Origin of the sequence: Paenibacillus apii, assembly GCF_011043685.1 — a bacterium.
Taxonomy (GTDB): domain Bacteria; phylum Bacillota; class Bacilli; order Paenibacillales; family Paenibacillaceae; genus Paenibacillus_AQ; species Paenibacillus_AQ sabinae.
In genome coordinates, this window is record NZ_JAAKGU010000003.1 from 224,714 (window position 1) to 249,692 (window position 24,979).

20 protein-coding genes are annotated in these 24,979 nt (G+C 50.7%); 3 read left to right on the forward strand and 17 right to left on the reverse strand.

Annotated elements, in window-relative coordinates:
- Positions 1-10: 10 nt before the first annotated feature.
- The 3 genes from G5B47_RS09370 to sigZ all read right to left on the reverse strand — a co-directional run bounded on the left by G5B47_RS09370 (position 11) and on the right by sigZ (position 3,135).
- The gene (locus G5B47_RS09370) at positions 11-1,336 is read right to left on the reverse strand and encodes an ABC transporter substrate-binding protein (RefSeq protein WP_165097192.1); all 1,326 of its coding nucleotides are present in this window, start codon (positions 1,334-1,336) and stop codon (positions 11-13) included.
- Positions 1,337-1,693: 357 nt separating this feature from the next.
- Entirely contained in the window at positions 1,694-2,479 is a 786-nt protein-coding gene (locus G5B47_RS09375; protein WP_165097195.1) for an MBL fold metallo-hydrolase, read from the reverse strand.
- A gap of 95 nt (positions 2,480-2,574) precedes the next feature.
- Complete coding sequence (gene sigZ, locus G5B47_RS09380; RefSeq protein ID WP_165097198.1) at positions 2,575-3,135, reverse strand: RNA polymerase sigma factor SigZ; 561 nt, start codon at positions 3,133-3,135, stop codon at positions 2,575-2,577.
- 157 nt (positions 3,136-3,292) lie between these two features.
- On the opposite strand from sigZ, the gene G5B47_RS09385 reads away from it, so the two are divergent.
- Entirely contained in the window at positions 3,293-4,273 is a 981-nt protein-coding gene (locus G5B47_RS09385; protein ID WP_165097201.1) for an aldo/keto reductase, read from the forward strand.
- Positions 4,274-4,355: 82 nt separating this feature from the next.
- Here G5B47_RS09385 and G5B47_RS09390 read toward each other — a convergent pair whose 3' ends face one another.
- The 4 genes from G5B47_RS09390 to cysT form a co-directional block, all read right to left on the reverse strand.
- Positions 4,356-5,414, reverse strand: a complete 1,059-nt coding sequence (locus tag G5B47_RS09390; RefSeq protein ID WP_165097204.1) for a sulfate ABC transporter substrate-binding protein — start codon at positions 5,412-5,414, stop codon at positions 4,356-4,358.
- Between the two features lie 111 nt (positions 5,415-5,525).
- A complete protein-coding gene (locus G5B47_RS09395) occupies positions 5,526-6,590 on the reverse strand; it encodes a sulfate/molybdate ABC transporter ATP-binding protein (RefSeq protein ID WP_165097206.1) in 1,065 nt (354 codons plus the stop codon).
- 2 nt (positions 6,591-6,592) lie between these two features.
- Positions 6,593-7,390, reverse strand: a complete 798-nt coding sequence (locus G5B47_RS09400; protein ID WP_165097208.1) for a sulfate ABC transporter permease subunit — start codon at positions 7,388-7,390, stop codon at positions 6,593-6,595.
- Positions 7,387-8,202 carry a sulfate ABC transporter permease subunit CysT gene (cysT, locus tag G5B47_RS09405; RefSeq protein ID WP_165097210.1) on the reverse strand — a complete coding sequence of 272 codons (816 nt, stop codon included), beginning with the start codon at positions 8,200-8,202 and terminating at the stop codon, positions 7,387-7,389. Before cysT ends, G5B47_RS09400 begins: the two co-directional genes overlap by 4 nt.
- A gap of 200 nt (positions 8,203-8,402) precedes the next feature.
- On the opposite strand from cysT, the gene G5B47_RS09410 reads away from it, so the two are divergent.
- Entirely contained in the window at positions 8,403-8,804 is a 402-nt protein-coding gene (locus tag G5B47_RS09410; RefSeq protein WP_165097212.1) for a secondary thiamine-phosphate synthase enzyme YjbQ, read from the forward strand.
- A 251-nt stretch (positions 8,805-9,055) separates the two neighbouring features.
- Here the strand turns inward: G5B47_RS09410 and G5B47_RS09415 are convergent, their stop codons facing one another.
- The 3 genes from G5B47_RS09415 to G5B47_RS09425 all read right to left on the reverse strand — a co-directional run bounded on the left by G5B47_RS09415 (position 9,056) and on the right by G5B47_RS09425 (position 11,756).
- Complete coding sequence (locus tag G5B47_RS09415; protein WP_165097214.1) at positions 9,056-9,637, reverse strand: TetR/AcrR family transcriptional regulator; 582 nt, start codon at positions 9,635-9,637, stop codon at positions 9,056-9,058.
- Positions 9,638-9,642: 5 nt separating this feature from the next.
- Complete coding sequence (locus tag G5B47_RS09420) at positions 9,643-10,275, reverse strand: YigZ family protein (protein ID WP_165097216.1); 633 nt, start codon at positions 10,273-10,275, stop codon at positions 9,643-9,645.
- A gap of 125 nt (positions 10,276-10,400) precedes the next feature.
- Positions 10,401-11,756 carry a glucose-6-phosphate isomerase gene (locus G5B47_RS09425; RefSeq protein ID WP_025333742.1) on the reverse strand — a complete coding sequence of 452 codons (1,356 nt, stop codon included), beginning with the start codon at positions 11,754-11,756 and terminating at the stop codon, positions 10,401-10,403.
- A 320-nt stretch (positions 11,757-12,076) separates the two neighbouring features.
- On the opposite strand from G5B47_RS09425, the gene G5B47_RS09430 reads away from it, so the two are divergent.
- Positions 12,077-12,964 carry an NAD(P)-dependent oxidoreductase gene (locus tag G5B47_RS09430; protein WP_165097218.1) on the forward strand — a complete coding sequence of 296 codons (888 nt, stop codon included), beginning with the start codon at positions 12,077-12,079 and terminating at the stop codon, positions 12,962-12,964.
- A gap of 182 nt (positions 12,965-13,146) precedes the next feature.
- On the opposite strand, the gene G5B47_RS09435 is transcribed toward G5B47_RS09430, so the two are convergent.
- From G5B47_RS09435 to G5B47_RS09465, 7 genes are all read right to left on the reverse strand, one after another.
- On the reverse strand, positions 13,147-14,715 hold the full coding sequence (locus tag G5B47_RS09435; protein ID WP_165097220.1) for a M14 family metallopeptidase: 1,569 nt from the start codon (positions 14,713-14,715) through the stop codon (positions 13,147-13,149).
- Positions 14,716-14,906: 191 nt separating this feature from the next.
- Entirely contained in the window at positions 14,907-15,227 is a 321-nt protein-coding gene (gene ppnP, locus G5B47_RS09440; RefSeq protein WP_165097222.1) for a pyrimidine/purine nucleoside phosphorylase, read from the reverse strand.
- A gap of 42 nt (positions 15,228-15,269) precedes the next feature.
- Complete coding sequence (gene tkt / locus G5B47_RS09445) at positions 15,270-17,321, reverse strand: transketolase (RefSeq protein WP_165097224.1); 2,052 nt, start codon at positions 17,319-17,321, stop codon at positions 15,270-15,272.
- 181 nt (positions 17,322-17,502) lie between these two features.
- Complete coding sequence (locus G5B47_RS09450; RefSeq protein WP_165097226.1) at positions 17,503-21,375, reverse strand: glycoside hydrolase family 78 protein; 3,873 nt, start codon at positions 21,373-21,375, stop codon at positions 17,503-17,505.
- Positions 21,376-21,386: 11 nt separating this feature from the next.
- On the reverse strand, positions 21,387-23,672 hold the full coding sequence (locus tag G5B47_RS09455; RefSeq protein WP_165097228.1) for a hypothetical protein: 2,286 nt from the start codon (positions 23,670-23,672) through the stop codon (positions 21,387-21,389).
- Entirely contained in the window at positions 23,669-24,301 is a 633-nt protein-coding gene (locus tag G5B47_RS09460) for a hypothetical protein (RefSeq protein WP_165097230.1), read from the reverse strand. Before G5B47_RS09460 ends, G5B47_RS09455 begins: the two co-directional genes overlap by 4 nt.
- 173 nt (positions 24,302-24,474) lie before the next feature.
- Positions 24,475-24,972: a hypothetical protein gene (locus G5B47_RS09465; RefSeq protein ID WP_165097232.1), complete on the reverse strand. Its 498-nt coding sequence runs from the start codon at positions 24,970-24,972 to the stop codon at positions 24,475-24,477.
- Between the last annotated feature and the right edge of the window lie 7 nt (positions 24,973-24,979).

A 24,979-nucleotide genomic window follows, 5' to 3' on the forward strand; every position in this document is an offset into this window, starting at 1 on the left:
CTGAAGAACATTATTGGCCCAATTCCTTCTGCAGCTCCTCCGCCACGGCCTCCGGAGCGCTTCCGCCTGGCGTAGTCAGTCCTTGAAGGCCGTTTTTGGTTGCCGCGACTACGGTAGCGGGCATTACGATATCAAATACCGGAGTAACTTCCTTGACATCGCCAAGCGCGCCGGTCATTTCTTTAAACAGCGGATCGATATCCGCAGGCGCCTCTACATTGGCCGGAACCATATTTCCCGACCGGATAATATTTTGGTAGGATTGTTCACTATACATGAACTGCAAAAACTTCTCGGCTGCCGCCTTTTTGGTCTCGTCCAGCTTTGCGTTCAAGACAACTCCCTGATTCGTCGCACCCGGCATCGTGGACATGCTGCCTTTGCCTTCCTCAATTTGCGGGAATACGGCGAAGCCTACTTCAAAATCCGCAGCCTTATCCATGGAAATTTGCTTGACTCCCCAGCTGCCGTCTATATACATAGCTGCATTGCCGGAGAGGAACAGATTGGTCGCCTGCACATTGTCAATACTGTTCAGATCAACGTTAAACGCTCCCATATCGGAAAGCTCCTTGATATCTTTCAGGGCGTTCATAAAATCCGGGTCGGTAAACTTCTGTTCTCCCGACTTGATTTTCGCATAAAGATCCGGCCCCGAGATTCTTTCATTAAGAGGCGACAGGAGAGACGCCAGCAGGACGCTGCCCGTTTTATTGCCATAGGCGATTGGAGTAATATTTTTGGCCTTCAGATCCTTCACCATCGCTTTGAAAGCTTCATACGTCTTCGGAAATTCGGTATAACCGGCATCCTTCATTATTTTTTTGTTGTAAAAAATGACCGTAGCGTATGAAACCTCGCCCGGAATCCCGTACTGCTTGCCATCGACATTAAATTCTTTGATTTTCGAGGACGGTAAAAAGTCTTCCTTCCAGTTGCCCATCATATCGTCAATCGGCATCAGCGCGCCGGAACGGGCGATCTGTTCAAACGTGGAACCCCCGCCGATCATCAGAATCAAATCCGTCAATTTGCCCGCAGCCGCAGTCGTGCTTAATTTTACCGGGTAATCGTTATAGGGGATCGTTTCAATGTCCAGCTTGATATCCGGATTGGCTTCCTGGAAAGCCATTGCATTTTTATAATAAACGCCTGTAAAAGGATCGTTTTCCGACCATGTTGTCATAAAAGAGAGCACAACCGGCTCTTTCTTCGCTTCGCCCGATTGGCCCGAGGCAGTGTCCGCATTATTGGACTGTCCGCAAGCCGATAACACGGCTATCATGGCAGCCACCAGCATGCTTGTACCGATTTTCTTCGTCCACTTGATCTTCATTAGATGCCTCCTTATGGTCATAGTTCAGCAAGCAACGACGATTGCAACGCGTCCGAGTCTATCCCCCTCTCTTTGTATAATTATGCTGACCCCTTGCTCCTGTCATGTCAGTTAAAAAGACGCATTCGATCAGGCTTGTCAGAATTAATCACACCTTAGCATTGTTTCAAATTCAGGCACACTAGACAGTTTGTCAAAAGGCTATTATTTAAATTTTGCATAATTAACAATGTAAATGATTAAACTAGAATCCTTGGTGATTTGTGGATATTTAATCGAAAAAACGCATAAAAACCGTCACACCAATGTGACGGCTTTCGTTAAATTCATGTATTGTTTTACCCAAGGACCAAAATGTTATTCTTCGATCCGGTGCCCCAGCGGCACGGTCTTGCCCGCATACCCCAGCTCCACATTTTCCGGCAGGTCATACGCCTTCCGCAGATCCACGTCATGCGACATATGCGTGTAAACGGCCCGCCGCGGCTTCACATCCGCAAGCAGCTCGGCCGCTTCGGTCATATCATAGACAGAACGGGTCGACAGTTCGGCTTCCTCATGATAAAAGCTGGTACCCAGCACAAGCAGATCCGCTTCCCGCATTAACCGGGTCTCCTCATCTCCCAGGGAGATCGAATCCGGACAGTACACCCAGGCGTAGCCCTCTTTTTCCAGACGAAAAGCGTAAGAGTAGCCGTTTTTGCCGTGGTTTACCCTCCAGGCGGCGATTTGCCACCCGTCCAGCTCGATCCCCTCATCAAGAGGCATCAGTTCGATATGGCTTCCCAGCCAGGGATACTGCCGCAAAATAACCGGAATGACCTCCGCCGGCGCATACAACTCGCCCTTAATCCCTACCCAGCGGCAGGCATCCGCCCATTCCGGCAGACCGCCGATATGGTCAAAGTGAGGGTGGGTCACCAGCAGTCTGCACATAACGCGAATGCCAAGGCTCTCCATCTGACGGCGCCAGTCCGGCCCGCAGTCGATCACGAAGAAATCGTCACCGCTCTCGACCAGCACGGAGGACCGCAGCCGCGCGTTCGTTCCGCTTATTCTCGCTTCTTCGCATACCGGGCAGCCGCAGTACACCCTCGGCGTTCCCATGGCGTCGCCCGTACCCAGAAACTTCAATGTATCCATTTCTCTACTCCCCCTTCTATTCTCACCCAGATTAGACAACCTTTCTGTATTATAAAATAGGAAAACGCTGTCTGCCTAATCGGACGTAAGAAACGTTATTCCCGGGCGACTTGTCTGCGGAAACGTTCTTTAACTGCAAAATCGACAATGTTTCCATACCGATCCGCTTCAATATGACAGCACCCTGTTAATTTTCGTCTTATTCTCTCCCGCCCGCGCTGAATTCTCGATTTGGCTCCAGATAATGAGATGCCCAGACTCTCGCTTACCTGCTTATGAGTTAATCCTTCTAGATAAAGTGTCAATGCATTATGGTAGGCTGCAGGCAGTTGCCGGATCGCTTCTTTCATACAAAAGAGTACTTCCTGCGAAAAATCTTCTCTAGCCGAATCCTCCGATACGCTCAATTCCAATTCATCCAATATAACAGTTTTGTGCACTTGGAGCCGGTAATAATCCGTAATGCTGTTCCGGGCAATCTGGTAAACCCAAGGCTTGATTTTGGTTGGATCGGTAAGACTTGCAAGATTGGCATATGCCTTCAAATACACATTTTGCACAATATCATCCACAGCGGTAGAACATTTTACCCTTGCGGCAACAAATCTTTTGACTTGGTCATATAGTTCAAATAACTCGTTATGTTGAGTTCGCATAATGAGAGGTCACCATCCAAAAAAGTTTTTGCGTCCTTTTCAAAAAAGCCCCGTCATCTTAAGTGTAAAAGAAAAGGGAGGAGAGAAACAAGGAACTTTGATAAAGATGTTAGGTTAATGAAGAAGAACCGTCAATCATACTAGAGGAGGACGTTCAATGGAGTACACTTATTTGGGACGAACCGGCCTGAGAGTCAGTCGCCTTTGTCTGGGAACGATGAATTTTGGTGTTGATACTGACGAGCAAACTGCATTTCGCATTATGGATGAAGCGCTGGATGCCGGAATCACTTTTTTTGATACTGCGAATGTATACGGCTGGGGAGCAAATGCAGGGCTTACAGAAACTATAATTGGTCGCTGGTTCGCACAAGGGGGTCAACGTCGTGAAAAAGTCATCCTGGCTACGAAAGTGTATGAACCTATATCTAACCCGCTCGACGGACCAAACGACATAAGAGGATTATCCCTCTACAAAATTAGGCGACATCTGGAGGGATCGCTTCGACGGTTGCAAACCGATCATGTGGAACTATACCAAATGCATCATATCGATCGGCGTACGCCATGGGACGAACTTTGGGAAGCATTCGAAATACAGGTTCGCACAGGCAAAGTCAGTTACATTGGTTCCAGCAACTTTGCTGGTTGGCATCTGGTAAAGGCGCAGTCGGTCGCTGAGGCGCGGCATTTCATGGGACTCGTCAGCGAACAGCACAAATTCAACCTGCTCGAACGGCTACCCGAACTGGAAGTACTGCCGGCTGCACAAGACTTGGGGTTGGGCGTGATCCCATGGAGTCCGTTGGCTGGCGGACTTCTTGGAGGGCGTGCGCTCGCTACGGATAGGGGAGTCAGGACGTCCGCACTTTCGGAGCGAATCGAACGGCATCGGGTGCAGCTTGAAAAATATTCAGCGTTATGCAGGGAATTTGGAGAAACAGAGGCGAACGTCGCATTGGCGTGGACGCTTGCACATCCTGTAGTGACAGCGCCGATTATCGGACCGAGAACAGTTGAACAGCTTAGAGACACATTGCGGTCCGTAGAGATTCGGCTGGGGGAGGACGTTATGCGCGAGCTTGAAGCCATTTTTCCTGGGCCCGGCGGTGTGAGCCCCGAGGCTTATGCATGGTAAGTTGAGTTAATATACCAGCCATAACTAATAAAAAAAGCAGACCGCCTCTCTCATGAAGGGTAGTCTGCTTTTTCTCATTGGCTTAAATTCCCGCAAGCACCTGGTACCATACGCCCCGTTTCGAGTACAGCGTGCTGCGGACCTTGTCCCATCCGCCCAAATAGTCGATATCGAATAACCCCGAGGGGACGGGGAACCGGCTCTGATTGGCCTTGTACACCTGCTGATCAACAGGCCGAAAACCATGCTCGGCGAAAATCTCCTGCGCCTGAGGCGACACCAGGAAATCGACGAAAGCCTCGGCCGCCTTCCGGGTGCCGTGCTTATCGGCGTATTTATCGACAACCGCCGCCGGATTCTCGATCAGAATTGTATCTTTGGGAATGACCACCTCATACTTCACGCCTTTGGCAATCCGCGCCAGCAGTTCGTTCTCATAGGTTACAATGACATCGCCGACGCCATACTCGAACGCAGCCATCGAGGCGCGTCCGCTCTTGTCCAGCGACTCTACATTGGCGTGGACGTCAGCCAGAAAGGCTTTGGCCGCCTCCGGTTCCTTCTGCCCGTCCTTCTCCTCCGACTGCTTCAGTCCGGCGCCGTAGATCGCGTTGATATCCCACTGGGCGCCGCCCGAGGTCTTCGGATTGGGGTACAGCACCTTTACACCGGGCTTCGTCAAATCGGCAAAATCCTTAATCCCCTTCGGGTTGCCTTCGCGCGTGCCCATCACGACGATCGAACGCGTCACCATGCCGTTCTGTCCCCGTTCCTTCCAGGATGGGTTCACCAGCCCCGCGTCGACCAGCTTGTTGACATCGCCTTCCATCGCCAGAAGCGTCACATCGGCCTCGAATCCGCCGGCGATCGCCCGGGCCTGAGTCCCCGAAGCCTCATATGACTGCTGAAACACTATCGTTTGTCCGGTCTCCGCCTTCCATTTCTCCGCAAACAGCGGCAAAATATCCGCCATCGCATCCTTCGCCACGCTGTAAGCACCAATGACCAAGGTTACATCGCCTTTTGCCCCGGCTTCCGACGCCGTGCTTTTCCCTTCCGCTGCGCAAGCGGTAAGCGTCAGCGCCAGCAGCAATACGGCCAGCCATCCGTGCAGTTGTCTGCTCCTTCTGAAAAGCTTCATTTCCAAGCCTCATTTCTTCCCAAGTTGCCACGCCAAAAATTTACCCCGCAAAGTGAAGTCCAGCTCCGGCGCCAATTCAGATAACGCCGATTCCTCTGCGGGGAACGGGTCTTAAATATATACCGGCATCGGATCTTCCTTCAAACTGTTCTCCTGAATCCAGCTGCGCTCGTCATTGAACAGGTAAGCGCGGTGCACCAGCACGGCAATTTCCTGCCCCACCTGCAGCGTTTCCTTCTCCAGCGAACGATAGGTCACCAGCTTGTGACCGTTCACTTCAACCTCGACCAGCCATTCGCTGCCCCGGAATTGCAGATGTTTGACAATGCCTTTCTCGGTTGCCGAAGCCATTTTGAAATCCTGAAGGTCGCCTACCTCGATGTACTCGGGGCGGATCAGCGCTTTGGTCGGCTGGCTGCCTTCCGCCGGCTTGAACCCTTTCAGCTCGGCCGCATTCTCGATCAGCGTCGACTCGCCGATAAAGGTCGCCACGAACGTCGTCTTCGGCTCCTTATAAATATCCCAAGGCGTGCCTTTCTGCTCCAGACGGCCCTGATTAATGATCATGATTTCGTCCGCAACTTCAATCGCTTCATCCTGGTCATGCGTTACAAAAATAGATGTGATTCCTACGCGCTCAATCAGTTCCCGCAGCCAGGAGCGGAGCTCTTGGCGGATCTTGGCGTCGATCGCGGCGAACGGCTCATCGAGCAGCAGCAGCTGCGGCTCTGGCGCAAGCGCCCGGGCGAACGCCACCCGCTGGCGCTGACCGCCGGAGAGCTGCTGCGGATACCGCTTCTCGAAGCCTTTCAGCCCTGTTAGCTCCACCAATTCCATAACCCGATCGCGAATGAAGCTTTTGTTCGCTTTTTTCACTTTAAGCCCGAAGGCGATATTGTCATATACCGTCATATGCTTGAACAGCGCATAGTTCTGGAACACGAAGCCAATGCCCCGCTCCTGCGGCGGAAGGTTATTGACCACCTGCCCATGAAAGACGATTTCGCCGGCATCCGGCGTTTCAAGACCCGCCAGCATCCGCAGGATGGACGTTTTGCCGCCTCCGCTCGGGCCGAGCAGGCCGATCAGATGACCTTTTGTAATTTCGAAGCTGACATCCTTCACCGCATGAAAATTGCCAAAATGCTTGTTAAGTCCGCGTACTTCCACGTGCATGTTTAGCGCACTTCCTTTCTTTTCTTGCTCCATTCCATGAGCAGCAGAAGTCCTACCGAAAAAGCGGCCAATACCAGCGCGACGCCGCCTGCCGCACTTACATTAAAATTCTCGACATCCTGATAAACCAGCGTCGTCGCCGTCTGAGTCTTGTTCATAATGTTGCCGGATACGACGAGCACGGCCCCGAATTCACCCAGCGAGCGGGCAACCGTAAGAATGACGCCGTAGGTTACCGCCCATTGAATCGAGGGCCAGGTTACCTTCCAGAAGGTCTTCCACCCGTACGCGCCGAGCGTCGAAGCGGCCTCCTCCTGCTGCCCGCCGATTTCCTGCAGAACGGGCATCACTTCCCTGACCATTAGCGGGAATGTCACGAACAGAGTGGCGATGACCATCCCTGGAAAAGCGTAGACGATATTGAAGCCAATCTGTTCAAACACCGCCCCAAGCGGGCTGTCCGGGCCAAGCAGCAGGACAATCATCAAGCCGCCGATGACGGGCGATACCGCGTACGGAAGATCGACGATGCTGTTCAGCAGGCTTTTCAGCCGGGGGCTGAGCCATTCGGCCCGAACCAGATAAAGAGCCGTCATGATGCCGAACACGGTGTTCAGCACCGTCACCGTTACCACGACCAGCGCCGTCATCATCAGTGCATGCAGCGCCTCCGGCCTTGTCAGGGCATCCCGGAATCCGGAAAGGCCGTGACTGAAGGCATTGGAGATAATTTTCCCAAGAGGAGCGGCTATTAACAGAAAGAAAACGATATAGGTAAGTCCGATCCACAGCCTTCTCATGCTCTTCTCCCCCTCATCTGCGCCATGTTGATCAGCCAGAGAATCAGGAAGGAGAGCGTCAGCAAAATAATAGAAACGGCCGCGGCTCCGGTCGGATTGTCGCTCTCCACCTCGCCGTAGATAAACACCGACGATACGAGCGTACGTCCCGGGATATTGCCTGCCACCAATACGACGGCCCCGAATTCGGCAAGCGCCCGGGAAAAGGCAAGCATGCCTCCTCCGATCATGCCCGGCGCCATGGATGGCAGAATAACCTTCCGGAACACACGGACGCCGGTGGCGCCCATGGTATAGGCCGCTTCTTCCTCGGAAGGATCAAGCTCTTCCAGCAGCGGCTGTACCGCCCGAATGACGAACGGAAAGGTTACAAACACCATCGCGATGACAATGGCCGGCTGATGAAAGACGATTTCCAGCCCGAGCGCTTCCGCCGCACCGCCGATCAGGCTTCCCGGTCCTAGCAGGAGCAGAATCATCAGCCCCCCAACCGCCGTCGGCAGAGCGAAAGGCAGGTCCACCATACTGTTCAGCAGCGACCTTCCGGGAAATTTGTAGCGGACCAGCACCCAAGCGATCATCGTTCCCAGAACGACGTTGATAATGGTCGCAACAAGCGCAAGCCTTAGCGTGAGCAGCACCGATTTCCAGGCTATGGGATCAGATATGCTTTCGGCAAAATTTTTGAAACCGAGTGAAAATGAGTTGTAGTAGACGCCAAGAATCGGAAGCACGATCAATACGACGAAGTACAGCAAAATCGTGGTTCGAAATCCCCAGGTCCATCCTTTGTGTCTAAGCAGCGAATTCAACAGATAATCCTCCTACCTCCGGATGACGGGTCGGTATACTCGCCATTTTAGGCGACCTGTAATTCCTATTAACATACTGGGTTTAATAATTATTACTACTTTACCACCCTCCTCTTGCCATCGTCAATTACTTTCGAAGCTTTTTAGGGTAAAATAGTTTGTGAACGGGTTGAAATCGACTAAGAAAGGGGAATCCGTTAGTGTTGCACACGGCAGAAATTGCTACAAGCAAGCGGGATGAGCTGCGGGATATTACCAGAGAGGTTATTTCATATGTAAGAAAAAGCGGCGTCCGGAACGGTATAGCGGTTGTATACTGCCCCCACACAACAGCCGGCATCGCGATCAACGAAAACGCCGATCCCGATGTGAAGCATGACGTACTGATGCGCCTGGATGAGGTATATCCATGGGAGCATCCCAAATATCGCCATGCGGAAGGCAATACGGCTTCGCATCTCAAATCCATAACGGCGGGGCCATCCCAGAGCATCATCATCCACGAAGGTGAGCTGCTGCTGGGACGGTGGCAGGGCATTTATTTTTGCGAATTCGACGGCCCGAGACGGCGGCAATATTATGTAAAAATCATTGAAGGGTAAGAGCAGGACATAAGAAGAAACGGCTTCGCCGTCCTCTGGAAGAGGACGGCATCCGTCTCTCGTAAAAATATCAGGGTAAAGATAAGAGCGAAGCTTATACTTTCTGATATTTCAAGTAAAAGGCCGCTTTCGGAACTAAACGCCGAATCGGCCTTTTAACTTGTGCTGCACCTCTTCGCTTTTACGTAGCAGAGGAGCAACCGATTACCAATTCACAGCCATAAAGCGTAAAAGGATGAAAAAATATCCGTCTACAGGCTGCGGCACAACACCCGGACATGCGACAGCGCCGCCGATTTTACATCGTCAAACTTGATCTTGTCCTGAATGTAGTACGAAATAAAGCCGTGGGCCGACAGGAACATCGTCAGCGGCACACTCTGCCAGTCCTCAGGCACATAGCCTTCTTCTTTTAAATAACGGCGCACCATACCGGAGAATAAATCGAAACACTTCCCTTGTTCCGCTCTACAATATGCCAGCAGCTCTTCGTCCCGGATCATGAACATAATCTCGTACTGATACGGATGGTCCAAGCCGAAGCGGATAAACTCCAGCATCAGCTGCTCCACCTTGCTTACTCCCTCTTCCGGAGGTCTGTTCATCGTCTCGTCCAGCAGCTCGGCCAAACGGTTGAAGTCTTCAACCACAATCGCGTAGAACAGCTCCGCCTTTTCCTTAAAGTGGTAATAAAGGGATCCATGACTGTATCCCAAATGTTGACCAATGCTGCGCATGGAGATGGCCCGATAACCTTTCGTGATGAAAAGATGTCTTGCCGCCTCCAGAATCCTTTCCCTCGACAACTCCTGTTCCACTGCTCTTCTAGCCATAGTTGTTATTCCCCTTCTTCGTAATAGATCTGTCTTCCCTCCGTTACAACCGCTTGTCCCTGGGTTAAATCCGTTATCCATGCCTTGAAGGCATCGGCTTCACCATTCCGCGGCAGGCATGTCAGCTTGACCTTGTCGGTGAACTCCGTTTCCCCGGTTCTGGTCCCCCGGCCTCTCAGTTCATTCTCAACCTTGCCAAGCCAGGTATAATCCAGTTCCACAAAAACTTCACGGTGCAGAACGCGGGTGATCACTGCTCCGGCTTCCAGCGCCTGTACCGCGCCGTCCGTGTAGGCCCTGATGAGGCCGCCCGCTCCAAGAAGGATGCCGCCGAAGTAACGTGTGACGACTATAGCCGCATTTTTGATGCCCTGGTTGCGAATGACTTCCAGAATCGGTTTCCCTGCCGTACCGCTCGGTTCCCCGTCGTCCGACTGCTTCTGAATTTCATCCCGTTCCCCAATCATATAAGCGGAACAGTTATGCGTGGCATTCCAATGCTTCTTCTTAATGTCTTCAATAAACTGAACCGCTTCATCTTCCGTCTCTACCGGCATGACATGTCCGATAAAACGCGATTTGCGGATAACGATTTCCTTGGAACCGGAAGAACGCACCGTCCGGTATTGTTCCAGCATTGTTCATTCATTCCTTACTCGCTGTAATCTTGGTATATACGAGGAGCAGCCCGCGGTATTGGATTACCTAATGGACTGCTCCCTGGTGGATTACTGTAGTGTGTTATGAGATGAGAAACGGCAATCTACTCGGTAAGTCTGGCCTCGAGCTCCGCTTTTTCCTTTTCATAGCCCGGCTTGCCGAGCAGCGCGAACATGTTCTTCTTGTACGCTTCTACGCCCGGTTGGTCGAACGGGTTGACGCCAAGCAGGTATCCGCTGATACCGCAGGCTTTTTCAAAGAAGTATACGAGATAGCCAAAGCTGTATGGCGTTTGATCCGGGATCGTGACAACCAGGTTCGGAACTTGCCCGTCGGTATGCGCAAGCAGCGTGCCTTGGAACGCCTTCTTGTTCACAAAGTCAACGGTCTGTCCGGCCAGGAAGTTCAGTCCGTCCAGGTCGTCCGGATCGCTCTCGATTGTAATATGCTCCCGAACTTGATCCACTTGGATAACCGTTTCAAAAATGTTGCGGTTGCCCTCCTGGATGAATTGGCCCATCGAGTGCAGGTCGGTCGAGAAGTCCACGGAGGAAGGATAGATGCCTTTGAAGTCCTTGCCTTCGCTCTCGCCGAACAGTTGCTTCCACCATTCCGATACGTAGTGGAGCGACGGCTCGTAGTTGACGAGAATTTCCGTCGTTTTGCCTTTGCGGTAAAGCGCGTTGCGGACGGCGGCGTATTGATAGCTTTGGTTCGTTGCCACGTCCGGATTGTTGAACTCGTCGGCGGCTGCGGCTGCGCCCTTCATCATTTCTTCGATGTCGATGCCGGCAGCGGCAATCGGCAGCAGGCCAACCGGCGTCAGAACGGAATAGCGTCCGCCCACATCGTCCGGAATGATGAACGACTCATAGCCCTCTTCGTTGGCGAGTGTCTTAAGAGCGCCTCTTGCCTTGTCGGTTGTGGCGTAGATCCGCTTGCGCGCTTCTTCCTTGCCGTATTTCTTCTCCAGCTCTGCGCGGAATACGCGGAAAGCAATCGCAGGCTCGGTAGTCGTGCCGGACTTGGAAATGACGTTGACCGAGAAGTCCTTGCCTTCAAGAAGCTGAATCAAATGCGTAAGATAAGTCGAGCTGATATTGTTGCCCGCAAAATAAATTTCAGGCGTCTTCCGCTTGCCCTTCTCCAGATTGTTGTAGAAGGAATGGGTCAGCGATTCAATCGCTGCGCGGGCTCCCAGGTAAGAACCGCCGATGCCGATAACGATCAGCACATCGGAGTCGTTCTGAATTTTCTTCGCGGCCGCCTGGATGCGGGCGAATTCTTCTTTATCGTAGTTGTGGGGAAGATCGATCCATCCGGTATAGTCGGAACCCGTGCCAGTTTTGGTATGCAATTGCTCATGGGCTAATTTGATTGGTGCTGCAAAATAGTCGATTTCGTGCTGGTTAATGAAGGACAGGGCTTTGCTGTAATCAAAACTGATTTTTTTGGACATCGGTTATGGAACCCTCCTGTTTAGCTATCGATTTGACACGAATTGTAACAACTTTATAATAGGATACTTTAATTTCACTGGGCTGGCAAGGTCCTAGGGCACAGGCAAAAGTATCATTTTGATAAAAACGGAGTCTTTGACGGAAGCGTTTCCCATGCAGGTGCGGCTTGTGCGGGTTGGAACCTCTCTCCAGCTCGTGCTAAAATGAAAAAGATTAGGCTGGAAGTCCGGGGAAATATGCTGATTCGGAACTGGTTAGTCCTACTTCCGCAGTTATTTCCGTTCTTCTGCTACCTCTAACAGCAAAGGTGTGAAAATTTATGAAACAAATCGGATTTATCGGACTCGGTACGATGGGAGCGCCTATGGCCTCCAACCTTCTGCGGGCAGGATTTCAGGTAACGGTGTACAACCGAACGGCCGCAAAATGCGATCCGCTTGTGACAGAAGGCGCCACCGCCGCCGCTTCTCTACAGGCCGCCTCGGAAGGCAAGGACGTTATTATTACCATGGTCAGCAATGACGATTCGATCCGCGAGATTTATTATGGTCCGGAAGGGATTCTGGAAGCCCTGAAGCCGGGAGCGATCGTGATCGATTCAAGCACAATCTCGCCGGGACTGGTCAAGGAAATCGCGGCCGCCTTCGAAAATAAGGGCGGGCATTTCCTCGACGCTCCGGTAACCGGTAGCAAGCCGGGCGCGGTGGAAGGCACGCTCGTCTTCATGGTCGGCGGCAGCGCCGATGTTATTGAAGCGAGCCGCGATGTGTTCGACGCCATGGGCAAGCTGCTGCTTCACATGGGCGAGAATGGCAGCGGCGCAGCGGCGAAGCTGGCCCATAACGCGATGGTCGGCATCCATAATATTGCGCTTGCCGAAGGCTTCTCGATCGCGGTGAAGTCCGGTGTGCCCGCGGACAAGTTCCTGGAGCTGATACGGAACGGCTCGGCCGGCAGCAAGCAGGTTGAACTGAAGGGCCGCAAGATTATCGAGAGCGACTTCAGCAACCAGTTCTCGCTGGGGCTGATGCTGAAGGACCTGAAGCTGGCCACCGCGCTGAGCGACGCAAGCGGCGTTCCTACCCCGGCCCTGGAACTGGCCAAGAGCCTGTTTCAGGCGGGCTATAACAGCGGCAGCGGCGAGGAAGATCTCTCGGCTGTCGTGAAAACCTACGAAGCCTGGATCGGCCGCAAGATCGGCGAATAAGGGCGGCGGAGCTCGAAATCATATATAAACTAACGAACAGCCTGCCTCCATGCAGTATTTCGATCTGCATGGGGCAGGCTGTTTTGTGTGTACTAGGAAGGCTTTAAAGTTTCGAGCCGGAGATAATCTACTTCCTGCTGCCATCGCCGGCGCCTCGCGTAAGGCGGCTTATTAGCGGCCGGTTAAGGGGCTGGCGTCGTCTCCGGCGCCGTGCTATCCGGTCCGGCGCTATTCGTTGCGTTTTCCGGGCTGGCACTTTCAGCTCCGGCGCCTTCAGTTTCAGTGGTGGTCGCTCCCTCTTCCGCATTGTCCGTCTTGGCGGGTTCCACAGGCCACCGGAGAACCGCCTCGCGGCCATCCAGCCACCACTCCCCTTGTCCTGAATCGACACGGAGCCATGAGCCGATCCGGCCCGTTACTTTAAGGCTTTGCGAAGACAAATAGGCGACTTTTGGAGCAAAAGCATCGGGATATTTGCGCAACACGGCTTTTTGCTTGATATCGGCTTCCGCACCGATCTCTTCCACAATTCCTAGCTGACCGGGAGCGGGATGAATCCATCCGGCACCGGTTTCCGTCTTGATTTGGTACCAGTCGCCTTTTCGGGCAAGCGTTAATACGTCATGCGAACTGGTAACCGAAGAAGACGGGGCGGCACCTGCCCCCTGATAAATAGGCGTACTTGCAAACAAACTCATGTGTTGATTCAGAATCTGAACATTCTGCCGCTTCAGCCATAGCTTATATGATTGCGAAGCGGTATATAACGGAACCTGTCTATTCTCGTTCCATATTTTCCCGAAGGCGCTCAGCGGTACGTTGCCTTCCCCCGCGTAATTTCCGATTTCAATCGTAAAGCCCGGACGCCCGAACTCCTGAATGTACCAGTCCTTATAGCCTCCTCCCGATGGATTTTTTTCCGGCCGGACTAGACTGTAGCCTGTTAACCGTGCCAGCGAGGAAGCGATCTCCCGATCGCGCGCCAGGTTTACGGGAAGCGTCCGATAATTCCAGAAAATAATTTCGCCGGAGCTGTGGTAAGAAATCGTAATGTCCGGATCTATTTTATAGGTTAAGTCCATCATCATTTTAACTTCGGGCGCCTGGACCGGCTTTGTTCCTCTGTAATTTTGGTAGTTCGGGTAGCTGACCGCATTTTTCATCGTGCTCCAATTGGCCGGATACTGGCGGTTCAGATCGAGTCCCTGCATATTGGCCTTCCAACGGGTAAAATCGGCGCTGCCCCTGTTATAGCGGCTCAACAATGCGGCTGCGTTGTTTGGCAAACCGGCGGTCCCTTGCTGAGACAATGTTACCCCGTCCGGGTTAACCATCGGCACGATCCAGATGCTGACACGGTTCAGGATCTCCCTGATCTTATAGGGTCCGATTGACTTATCGAGAGTATAGCTTTGAGCGTATGTATCAATCATTTTCATCAGCAGTGCGGTTGTCATCCATTCCCGGGCGTGATGCGAACCGTTCAGGAACAGCACCGACTCCCCGCGGCCAAGCTTTACAGCCCACAGTTGTCTTCCGTACGCGGTCTGACCTAAAGTCTGGACGGACACCAGGTCCGGATACGCGCTTGCGAACTTCTCGATATCTCGCTGCATGACGGAATAGGAATAGACTTGTTTGGGATTTACGATATCGGCGGAGGCCCGGGCCTCACCGGTTGGAAAAATAACAATAGATAGCAGAAAAATGTGGAAAAGAATTAGAGAATAATAGGTTGACTTATACGACATTCGTTTCAGCGTTTCCAGCCCCTTAGATCGATGTATGAATCTATCATCTTATTCATCGTCTGCGGGCTGCTATTTTTGAATATTTGAATATAACAAAAAGCTTGAGTTAACGTCTATAAAAAGAAGAGAGAGCATCCTTCGCCTTCTTCAGGCGGGAATGCTCTCTCCGTTAGGATAATGTTCCTGACGATTTACAAGCTCTTCGGGTAAGAACAGCAGTAATCCGTCACTGTAAATACTTCAAGTGAAAATTTCGAATTGCCGGGCACATGGAAGGTCTCCGCTCCGTCAATTTCCTGCCATACTTCGGAACCGGGTAGCAGAACCTTGAGCTTGCCGGACAGAATTTCCATCGTTTCCGGTCCGTCTGTACCGAATTCATACACACCCGGAAGCATGATGCCAAGCGTCACCTTGAGGCCGTCCTCCAAAATTACCGTGCGGCTGGTTACTTTGCCGTCATAGTAGACATTGGCTTCTTTTTGGATTGTCGCGTTTTTAAACTGACTCATTTTTTTGTATTTCCCCCCTTAATTCCCGATATCCCAATTATTCTACAGCAAAGCCTTCACGCGGTTAACGACATTTTCCACAGTGAAGCCATATTCTTTAATAACCGTGTCGCCGGGAGCGGAAGCGCCAAATGTGGTGATGCCCAGAATGTCGCCTTGGTCGCCGACATAACGTTCCCAGCCGAAAGTTTGAGCCATTTCGATTGCAAGACGCGCTTTGACATCCGGGAGGATGACGGAGTCGCGGTAAGCCTTATCCTGCTTCTCGAACAGATCCCAGCTTGGAAGGCTGATTACGCGGACATCAATGCCTTCTTCGGCCAGAGCGGCTTGAGCTTTAACGGCCAGTTGTACTTCGGAGCCTGTAGCAATGATTTGCGCCTGAGGCTTGCCATTCTTGGCATCGGAGATAACATAGCCGCCGCGCTTGATGTTCTCGCGCACACCGTCCACCGTACCGGGCAGAATCGGCAGGTTCTGGCGGGTAAGCACGAGCGCCACCGGATTACCCTTGTTCTCTACCGCGTAAGCCCAAGCGGCAGACGTTTCATTCGCATCGGCAGGACGGATAACGGTCAGCCCCGGAATGATGCGCAGGGAAGCCAGCTGTTCGATCGGTTCGTGTGTAGGTCCGTCTTCGCCGACAGCGATACTGTCATGAGTCAGTACGTAAGTAACCGGCAGCTTCATGATCGCAGCCAAACGGACCGCTGGACGCAGATAGTCCGTGAAGACGAAGAACGTGCCGCCGAACACTTTGAGTCCGCTATGCAGCGCAATACCATTCATGGCCGCAGCCATGCCGAATTCGCGGACGCCGAAATAAATGTTGCGGCCGTCGTAGGATTCCGGTGTAAAGGAAGCTAGCCCGTTCAGATGAGTCATCGTGGAGCTTTCCAGGTCCGCGGAGCCGCCGAACAGCTGAGGCACGCCCGCAGTTAATCCGTTCAGTGCATTCCCGGATGCCACACGGGTCGATACCGCTTTGTCTTCCGCTTGGTAGAACGGCAGCTTGGTGTCCCAGCCTTCAGGAAGGTCTCCGTTCAATACCGTTTCGAGCTGCGCAGCCAGTTCCGGATAAGACTTCTTGTATGCTGCGAACTTCTCGTCCCACTCTTTGTTTGCCGTAATGCCTTTTTCTTTCACTTCGGCAAAAAGGGAGCGGACTTCATCCGGAACAAAGAAGTCTTCTTCATATACCCATTTGTAGAATTCCTTGGTCAGTTTTGCTTCTTCGGCGCCGAGAGGAGAACCGTGTGTGCCGCCGTGCCCGCCCTTGCCCTGCTTGTTCGGTGAACCGTATCCGATCACGGTCTTCACTTCGATAAGCGTAGGCTTGTCCGTGACAGCCTGCGCGTCCGCGATCGCCTTGCCGATGGCCGGAAGATCGTTGCCGTCCTCCACGCGCAGCACATGCCAGCCATAAGCTTCAAAGCGCTTGGCAACATTTTCGGAGAATGCGAGGTTCAGCTCGCCGTCAAGCGAAATGTCGTTCGAATCATAAAGTACGATCAATTTGCCAAGCTTAAGATGACCCGCCAGCGAAGCGGATTCGGAAGAAATGCCTTCCATGAGGTCGCCGTCGCCGCAAATGGCATAAGTATAGTGATCGATCACATTAAACTGATCTTTATTGTACGTAGCGGAGAGCTGAGCTTCCGCGATCGCCATGCCGACCGCCATGCCAATCCCCTGGCCGAGCGGACCCGTTGTGGCGTCAACTCCCGCCGTATGGCCGAATTCCGGATGGCCCGGCGTAAGGCTGCCCCATTGACGGAACTGCTTCAGTTCTTCGATAGGCAGATCGTAACCACTAAGATGCAGCAGGCTGTACAGCAGCATGGAGCCGTGGCCGGCGGACAGGACGAACCGGTCGCGGTTGACCCAGGTCGGATGATCAGGGTTATGAGTCATCGTCTTCGCGAAGAGCTGATAACCCATAGGAGCCGAACCCATCGGCATGCCGGGATGGCCGGACTTGGCTTTTTCAATCGCGTCGATGGCCAGAGTGCGGATCGTCGTAATCGCCAGATTGTCGACTGTCGAGTTCTCATCCTTATGGATCGCTTGCTCTTTTGCCTGTTGTTCAGTCATTCAAATAGTCCTCCTCTAAGTCTCAAGAATGTCATTTTGACTATTATTGTATCACTAATGTGGAAGCATTACCAATGTTTTTGCGAACCAGGCGCTTCAACCCTTTAAGTTTCGCAGCTTGGTAATTTTTATACACTGAGTTTCGGGCAGATCGAAGGCTAATTCAGCTATTTTCTCATTCTTATTTCACCCGATGACTGCGGAAATATTCGCTCCAATTCTCCGAAATGATCACGGTTACCTTGTCGATCTTCGTGTTATATTCGTTCTTCGCCGTGAAGGTAAAGGTCACCGGTCCGTTTGGCAGCTTCTCAAAAGATGAATCGTAGAGCTCTCCCGTCCAAAATGTCTTGTCACTGTCCGCAGGATGCAGCTGTGCCGTAAATCCGCCGTCCATGTTCACGTCAATCGTATCCGGCAGCCCGGTAGCGTCCGCCTGAAGCATAAATTTCTCTCCGGCCCAAAATACATTATAAGCCCGCGGGCTTTCAGGGTCACCCGACATCTTTAGGTTATAATTCTGCCGGTTATTGTTCCATTCCGCGGTGTGCTTTACGCCGCCTTTTACGCTCAGCAGGTTAACCATAAAGTATTTTCGCGGCGAAGCAGCACTCCAATCAAAACCATCGAACGCCTCAACCTCTGCCGCATACTTTTGGTTCTCCACAAGCGTCCCGGCCGGTACGGTCCACTGCTTCTGGCTCGACGCCTGATCCCCGGACTGAACCACCAGGTTACCTGTTGCAGCATCCAATATACGCACCCGGTACCGCTGCTGCTCATCATTGTCATCATCGGTATAGCTCCATTTGATAATCGGCGTCATCGTACTGGAAATCGTTGGCTTGACTGCCGTGTCGCTTGTTGGATAGGTGAGGTTCACCACGGGAGCCCGATTTTTTACGATGAATGAATGAGAGACTTCCCGCCACAACCCCAGCGAGTCGGTAACAACCTGGCGGATGGTAAACGTGTCGTTAGTTGTGAATTGTTTCGTAAAGCTATCGGACGCGCTGATTAATCCTTCGGTTCCCCCGCTCGGTTTCAGGTAATATTTGTAGGTCAGAGTGTCTCCCTTCGGCTGATCATCGTCATGCGCTGTGCTTGTAATTTGCAAGACATCGGTTCGGTAAATCGGCGTGAGGACTGCATCTTTTCCAGTGTCCGTAATCAAGGTGAAACCGGGAACCGGCGGGTTGTCGATGATAAAGGCTTTTTCATTGGAGATTTCAGACCAGTTATTTTTGGAAAAAGCCCGGCCCTGTACGGTATAGAACAGAAATCGCTCCAGAGAGTTGTCCGGCATTTTATATTGTCTGGTGTTTCCGGAACCATCTGTATTTTCAACGCTTTTGGCTAACAATCCATCCTTTGTGTAAAATTCCAAGCGGTACTTTTCCTGCTCGTCGTTTTCCGGATCGGCATAGGTCCACTTGATCAGTGGATCGCCCTCTTGCTCGGCATCGATAATGGAAGGGTTGTCCCTTGTGCCGGCCGGGGTGGTTAGGGTCATGGATGGAGCAAGATTCTCCGCTACTGCCACTTTTAACGTCGCTATATTGGATTTGTCGCCAATTTGATCCACAACCCAATGTTCCAACGTGTAAACTCCCGGCTTATCGTAGGTGATCTGCACATTTTGCGTTCGAAGCATTTCCTTGCCGCCATCTGAATCTGTGATACGCCAATAATACTGTAGGCTGCTCACATCAGAAGGATCTCCATCTTCATCGGCTGACGTATACGTATAGGTGTTGTATTGAAACGCCGTATCAGAACCGGTTATCGCCGCGCTCGGGATGTGATTCAGAACGGTAAAGAGCCGCGTTGCGTTGGAGCCTAAGACGCCGTCAAAGGCCGATAGACGCATTTCCCAGCCGTCCGAAACGGCTTGCTTCTCGGTCAGTCCCATCTGCGTAATCAGGCTACGAATATTGATATTCTGATTGCGGTTGCCGCCTGCGTAATAATAATTACCTCCATTTATTCTGCCGTTCCAGCCGTAGATAAGCGCTTCGCCGTCGGCGTCCGGATCAGGGGTTGTATTGGTCATGGCTACGACCGAATCCCGGTACAACTCAGTTGGCATAGTAAAGGAGGCAACCGGAGGCGAATTGACCACCTGAACGGACTGCGAATACGGATTGGACCATAACCCGCGGTTGTCATGAACTTTAAGAGTAACCTCGTAGTTCCCTGTGCCAAAACTTGCAATGTTGGGTGGAGTCGTTGGTCCGCCGGAATGATACCAGACTTGCTGCCAGCCGTCTTTGATCACTCGCCACTCATAGGTATCAAGATTATCATTGTCCGGATCAAAGGATTGATCTACAATCGTTGTGCTGCTTCGGTGGCTGACATAGTTAGGCGTTACGGTAAACAGAGCAACCGGAGGCAAATTGCTTGGGCTGCCGACCGTGACCTGGTACCAGTCGCTCCATACACCGATCCCATCCGGTCCGTCAATATCCCGCACACGAAGCCGGATATCGTACTGATCGCTGCTCGGAAGCGAAGAGAGCTGCCCGTCCGTCCAGACTTCATCCGAAGTTTTCTTGTACTGCCATTCCCACGCGTAGATTCCCTTCGAAGGAGCCGTGATATGGTCCAGGTCATAGGACTTGTCGGCAAGAGTCACGTTGCCGTTAATCAATTTGGCCGTGAACAACGCAATGGGCTTTCGGTGTACCAGGAAAGTCATGCTGGATAAATTGTCCCGGCTCCATTTTCGGAACTCGTCAAACCGGTAGTCGTCCAGCGGGTTATCCCGATTTTGAAAGCTTGCCACATAAGCGCCGGTATACGGGAAAGACGTATATTTACTGTTTCTCCATAGTCCATTGTCCGAAATCAAACCCATCGGATTGTCAAAAAGATTCGGGTCCTGCTCATATTTGTACCGCTCCGCATACTTTAGATCACTTTCGTAGTCGGAATAAGTGCCGGAAATACTGACCGGTTCATTGATTAGGAAAAAAGCCTTGTTTTTCAGCCTTTTCGTGACCGTGATGCTGCTTGAGGCTTCAGCCTTCTTGTTCAATGGGTCTACGGCTTTTACGTTTATCGTATAGGTTCCCGGAGACAACCCGTCCGTAATCGCGTCTATTGGGATACTAAACGTTTTGGGTGATGCCGTACTGGAAAGTGAAATTTTTTTGTAAAATACATTAGGGATCTCCGCAATCACATTCAGGGTGTCGTTATCCGGATCTTGAACATAGCCTTCCAGGTTATAATTGCTGAACCCCGTTTCATTCATAATGGTTTGGCCAGAGGCAGAAGTGAGCGTTAGAGACGGGGCTTTGTTGTTCGTCAGTGTAAACACTCTGGAATCGCTTACCGTATATTCATGATAGCTCTTCATACTATATAATTCTTCCCATCGATCGACCACGTTGTAGGATTCAGTGAAGTCCTGGTAAAAATAAATTCCGCTTAGCTTTAAACCCGGAGAAATATAAGTTGTAAATGATAATGGCAAGTCTTTGATTTCGTCCGTATACGAATACTCGGATAACCAGTGCCGTTCTTTGATCCAGGGAAGGAATGTGGAACCGGTCTTGTCGACGAAAGAAGTGCGATAATCAGGGTTATCAGGATCAAATGACGAAAGGCTGGATACATGGTAAGTTATCGGAATTGAATTTCCATCAATATCCTTTACGTATCCCCCCACTGAATTTTCATTACGATAAAAGTTTCTCCATCTGTCGAATGACGGATTAACAGGCCACTCCGATAATTCCTGGCGATTAATCACCCACTTAGTAGGTAAAAAAAAGTTGCTTAGCGTGACATTGAGTGCCCCGGTGACCTGATTATAGGATACGTCCATCGTGTAAGCAGGCAAATCAATATCCATGGTACTCTGAAACCAATTGGGGTCTCCCGGATAGGATGCCGGTCTGGAACCTGTAATGTGTGTAGCAGGTACATAAATCGTGTCATAGGTGATGACTTCCCCGGCAGCTTCTGCGACATCCGACTTCCAAGGTCCCTGGAATACGGAAGATAACACCAAAACAATCAATAGAATCTTTAAAATACGCTTCATAATATCTCCCCTTACCATGACCAATCGACGATAGGGGCACGGTTATAAACCGTTACGATTTTTTCAACTGCGCTCTGTGTATCCGTATTGGCCGACTTCCGGTCTGCTGCACTTACAAATTCGTCAATCGTCGGCTGGTCAAACTCTTCGGTTACGGTAAGCCTGATTTCATACCTACCTACTTTGTCCGGATTGAAGTTTACCCTGCTTTCATTGGCATCGCTAAGAATGACCCAGGATTCATCGGAAAAATCCCCATCATTATCTGAATCGTAGCGGTACTGCCAAAGCCGATGACCGATGTAATCATAGTCGGGTGAAAAAGAAAGATCATCGAGAACAACCGCTGCCCTATTGCCGTTGTCCGGATCGCGGTAAGCTTGGCTCGGAACGGAAATATACGGGACAGGCGGTTCATCCGGCACGATATCAAACGTGATTTCTGCAGTGCTGGAGTATCCGACAATGTTCTCCACATAGATTGTTGCCTTGTAGGTGCCCGGCTTTTTAAACACGACATCTTTATCGCTCACTCCATTTAACGATCCGCTGTACTTGATATCGGATGCTGCACCGCCGCTGATCGCTTGAATGGTGAACCGTGTCTTGGAGGGGTCCATCGGATAATGCTTGGAAAGATCCGTGCTGGCATTATGTAGAGTGACCTTCCGGTTTTCTTTTTTGGTTCCGAGGACAGTGATGGCCGCTCTCGGTTTAGGCGCCTGAACTTCTACTTTGGCCGTTGTGCTGCCGCTGAGATCGTCATTGTCGGTTACGACTAGACTTATCGTCGTTTTGTACCCTGCTTCGGCCAATGGATACCACGTATAGCCATACTTTCCTGTTACCTTTTCTACTGCTGATCCTATACCGTAGTTGTAATCGACAATCGTCCCGTCCGGATCATACGAATCCGCCCCGTAGACCAGGAATTCCTCTCCGGCCATCACAGAATCGGGTACGCTCAAAATGGCAACAGGTCGTTTATTACCCCCGCTTGATGGAGGAGGAACCGGTTTATCGGTAACCCCAACCGTAGCCTGCATCGTTTGGGTCAATGAAGAAATGGTTCCAGATGATGTGGGGACTGGTTTTGAGAATCGTACCGTGACCGTAAGGGTGTACTCTTGATCAAATTCCCCATTTACCATTCCATTCGTAATCCTGTCTTTCGGGATATTAAAGGTCGTGAAGGATTGAGTACTGCTTAACACCTTGTTATAATCCTTCATTATTTTCACATCCGTCGATCCGGTTTCCTTCGCATAAAACACCCATTCCTCGATGTTAGCCGCATCCGTGTAAGCAAGAAGATTTCCGTTTACTCGTAAAGTAACGGGCACGTCAGCACTTTTGAATTGAGTCGGATTCGGGCTTGGATTGACCACAGTTACCTTGCCGTCAAGGGTAGGTTCGGTGATGGGGGTGTACTTGAAGGTAACGGTCCCGCTATAGCTGTAGGTTGGAACTAAGGCATCGGCTGTGTAGTAGTAAATTATTGTAACCTGATACTTTCTTCCGGTTGCCCATCCTGTTAGGGGATGTGTTGCGTCAGCGTCTTGATTTTCAAAATCTTGTTCGCCTATAGCGCCAGAGGGAAGTACATAAAAAGGGATCGCATAATTTACAATTATCTTTCCATTTTTAAACTTTACTTCTTTCGCATAGGATGAAGATTCCTCAGGAACCCATTTTGCTTGAATCGTTGAAGCAACAATATATTTTGATTCGATTACGTCCTCGGCTGAACCGTTATACCATTTTAAATAACTGGAGTTTTGTGGCGGAGCTGCTGATACCACGATTCTAGGAGGACGCAATGAAGGAACATTATTGTCTTCCGCTGGATAATTTTTATAGATTAATGAATCTGTATTTTCGTCATATTCGTTAACCTGCCATCTAACGCCGTCTGAATAACGCCAAATTGAGTTACTTGGATTAGAGCGATAATTCCGTAAGTAGGATGAATTGTAACCCGTGACATTTGAAAGCCTTTTTGTTGAAGCCACTCCCTGCAATTTCAAGTTTATAGTCCCGTTTTGCAAAGAGATCGCTCCACTCACAGTATTACTTCCAGAATATTTGATACTGCTAGTATCAATCGAGCTTGGAGCAATACCACTTGGAAGATCCAACGAATAGTTTTTATAGGCGTTATTATCACCCATAAGATTAGCATTTACCGGGATCGAAATGGTTGCAGTTTGTGTACTAGCTGCGAAAGTAAAACTCTGTTCAGCTAACGATCCAAGAAGAACAACAGCGATTAATAAAAATGAGCGAAGCTTCTTCATTTGGGAACCACATACTTTTCAACATAGTTCTTTCCATACATTAAGGAAATAGAGAAGTAATCGAATGAATCTTTGTAGTAGTAAGCAAGATAAGACGTAATCTTTTGCCCTGGTTTTAGTGTATAAGTCCACAACGCTTCAGAGCTGTTGGTTTTCTCTGCAAGCTTTCTCGGCCAAACAGGAGAAACATTCTTTCCATCTTGGAAATAAAAGGGTAATAAAATCCAAATATCGTTACCCGATCCGTGAATAGTCTTAGTTGTATTATTTTGAATAGTGACTTTCGTCCAGATCATGTATTTAGGATCTTGAATGATGCTGGTTCCATTCTGAAAACCATAAAGATTTTTAAGCTTTTTCACTTCAGTAGACTGAATATCATAGATCATAATTTTATGCAAAGTAAAACTTAAGCCTTCCGATGATAACGTGACCGGCAAATTCATTGCCTTCTTCAACCCATACTTAAACAAATTATCCGTCATAACCGGAACCGCCGGCTTGGCCGTCACCGTTGTTGCCACACGAGGCAGCGCTGCATCCACAGCCTTCCCTTCTACTCCCCCTACCAACAACACTTGCGAGAGCAGCAGCGCAGCCGCACTTACTTTCAAAATCGTCTTTTTCATCATCGATCTCTCCTTAAAATAATATTTGTGTAGTTTATCGGCAAAAGCTCTCTACTCCGGGAAAGTCCCTTGACGATAAACTGAAAGGCAATACGCGGCGGCCTGGAAGGCGAAGAAAGCGGAAGATCCAAGCCGCGCCATTGTCCTTCAAACCGGTATTTCCGTCTAAACGGCTATTTGTTGAATTTGTACTCCTGAATCGCCGGCACCTGTATGTCTTCCTGCGTTTTGGCCCTTGCGATCAGCACCGGATGTCTTGTTTTAATAACGGCAATCACGGATGGTCCTTGCAAAAATTTTGTGATTCCGTATCGGCTGTCCTCATAAAGAAACGGGAAGGTTACACCGGAAGATTCATCGATCACTACAAAATCTACGACCTCCACTTTGGAGCGCAGACGGCTGCCGGTGCGGGGAGCCAGGCTGTCATCCAGGCCAAGATTGGCTTTCAGCGTTTCCCTAAAGCTTGCTTCCGCAGCGGCCGGGTCGAAGACTAGCCTTCCACTGGCGCGTTCCGACTCGTTCATTTCCTGGGCGGCATCGTGGACAGCCATGTTGATCGCATGTTTGAGCAGCTCCCGGTCGATGTCCCATTCCTGATTCTGCGCCTGAAAAAACCAGGCATAAATAAAGATCAGCAGCACGAAAGCCAGCTTGATAATGTAATCCATAGAGTCA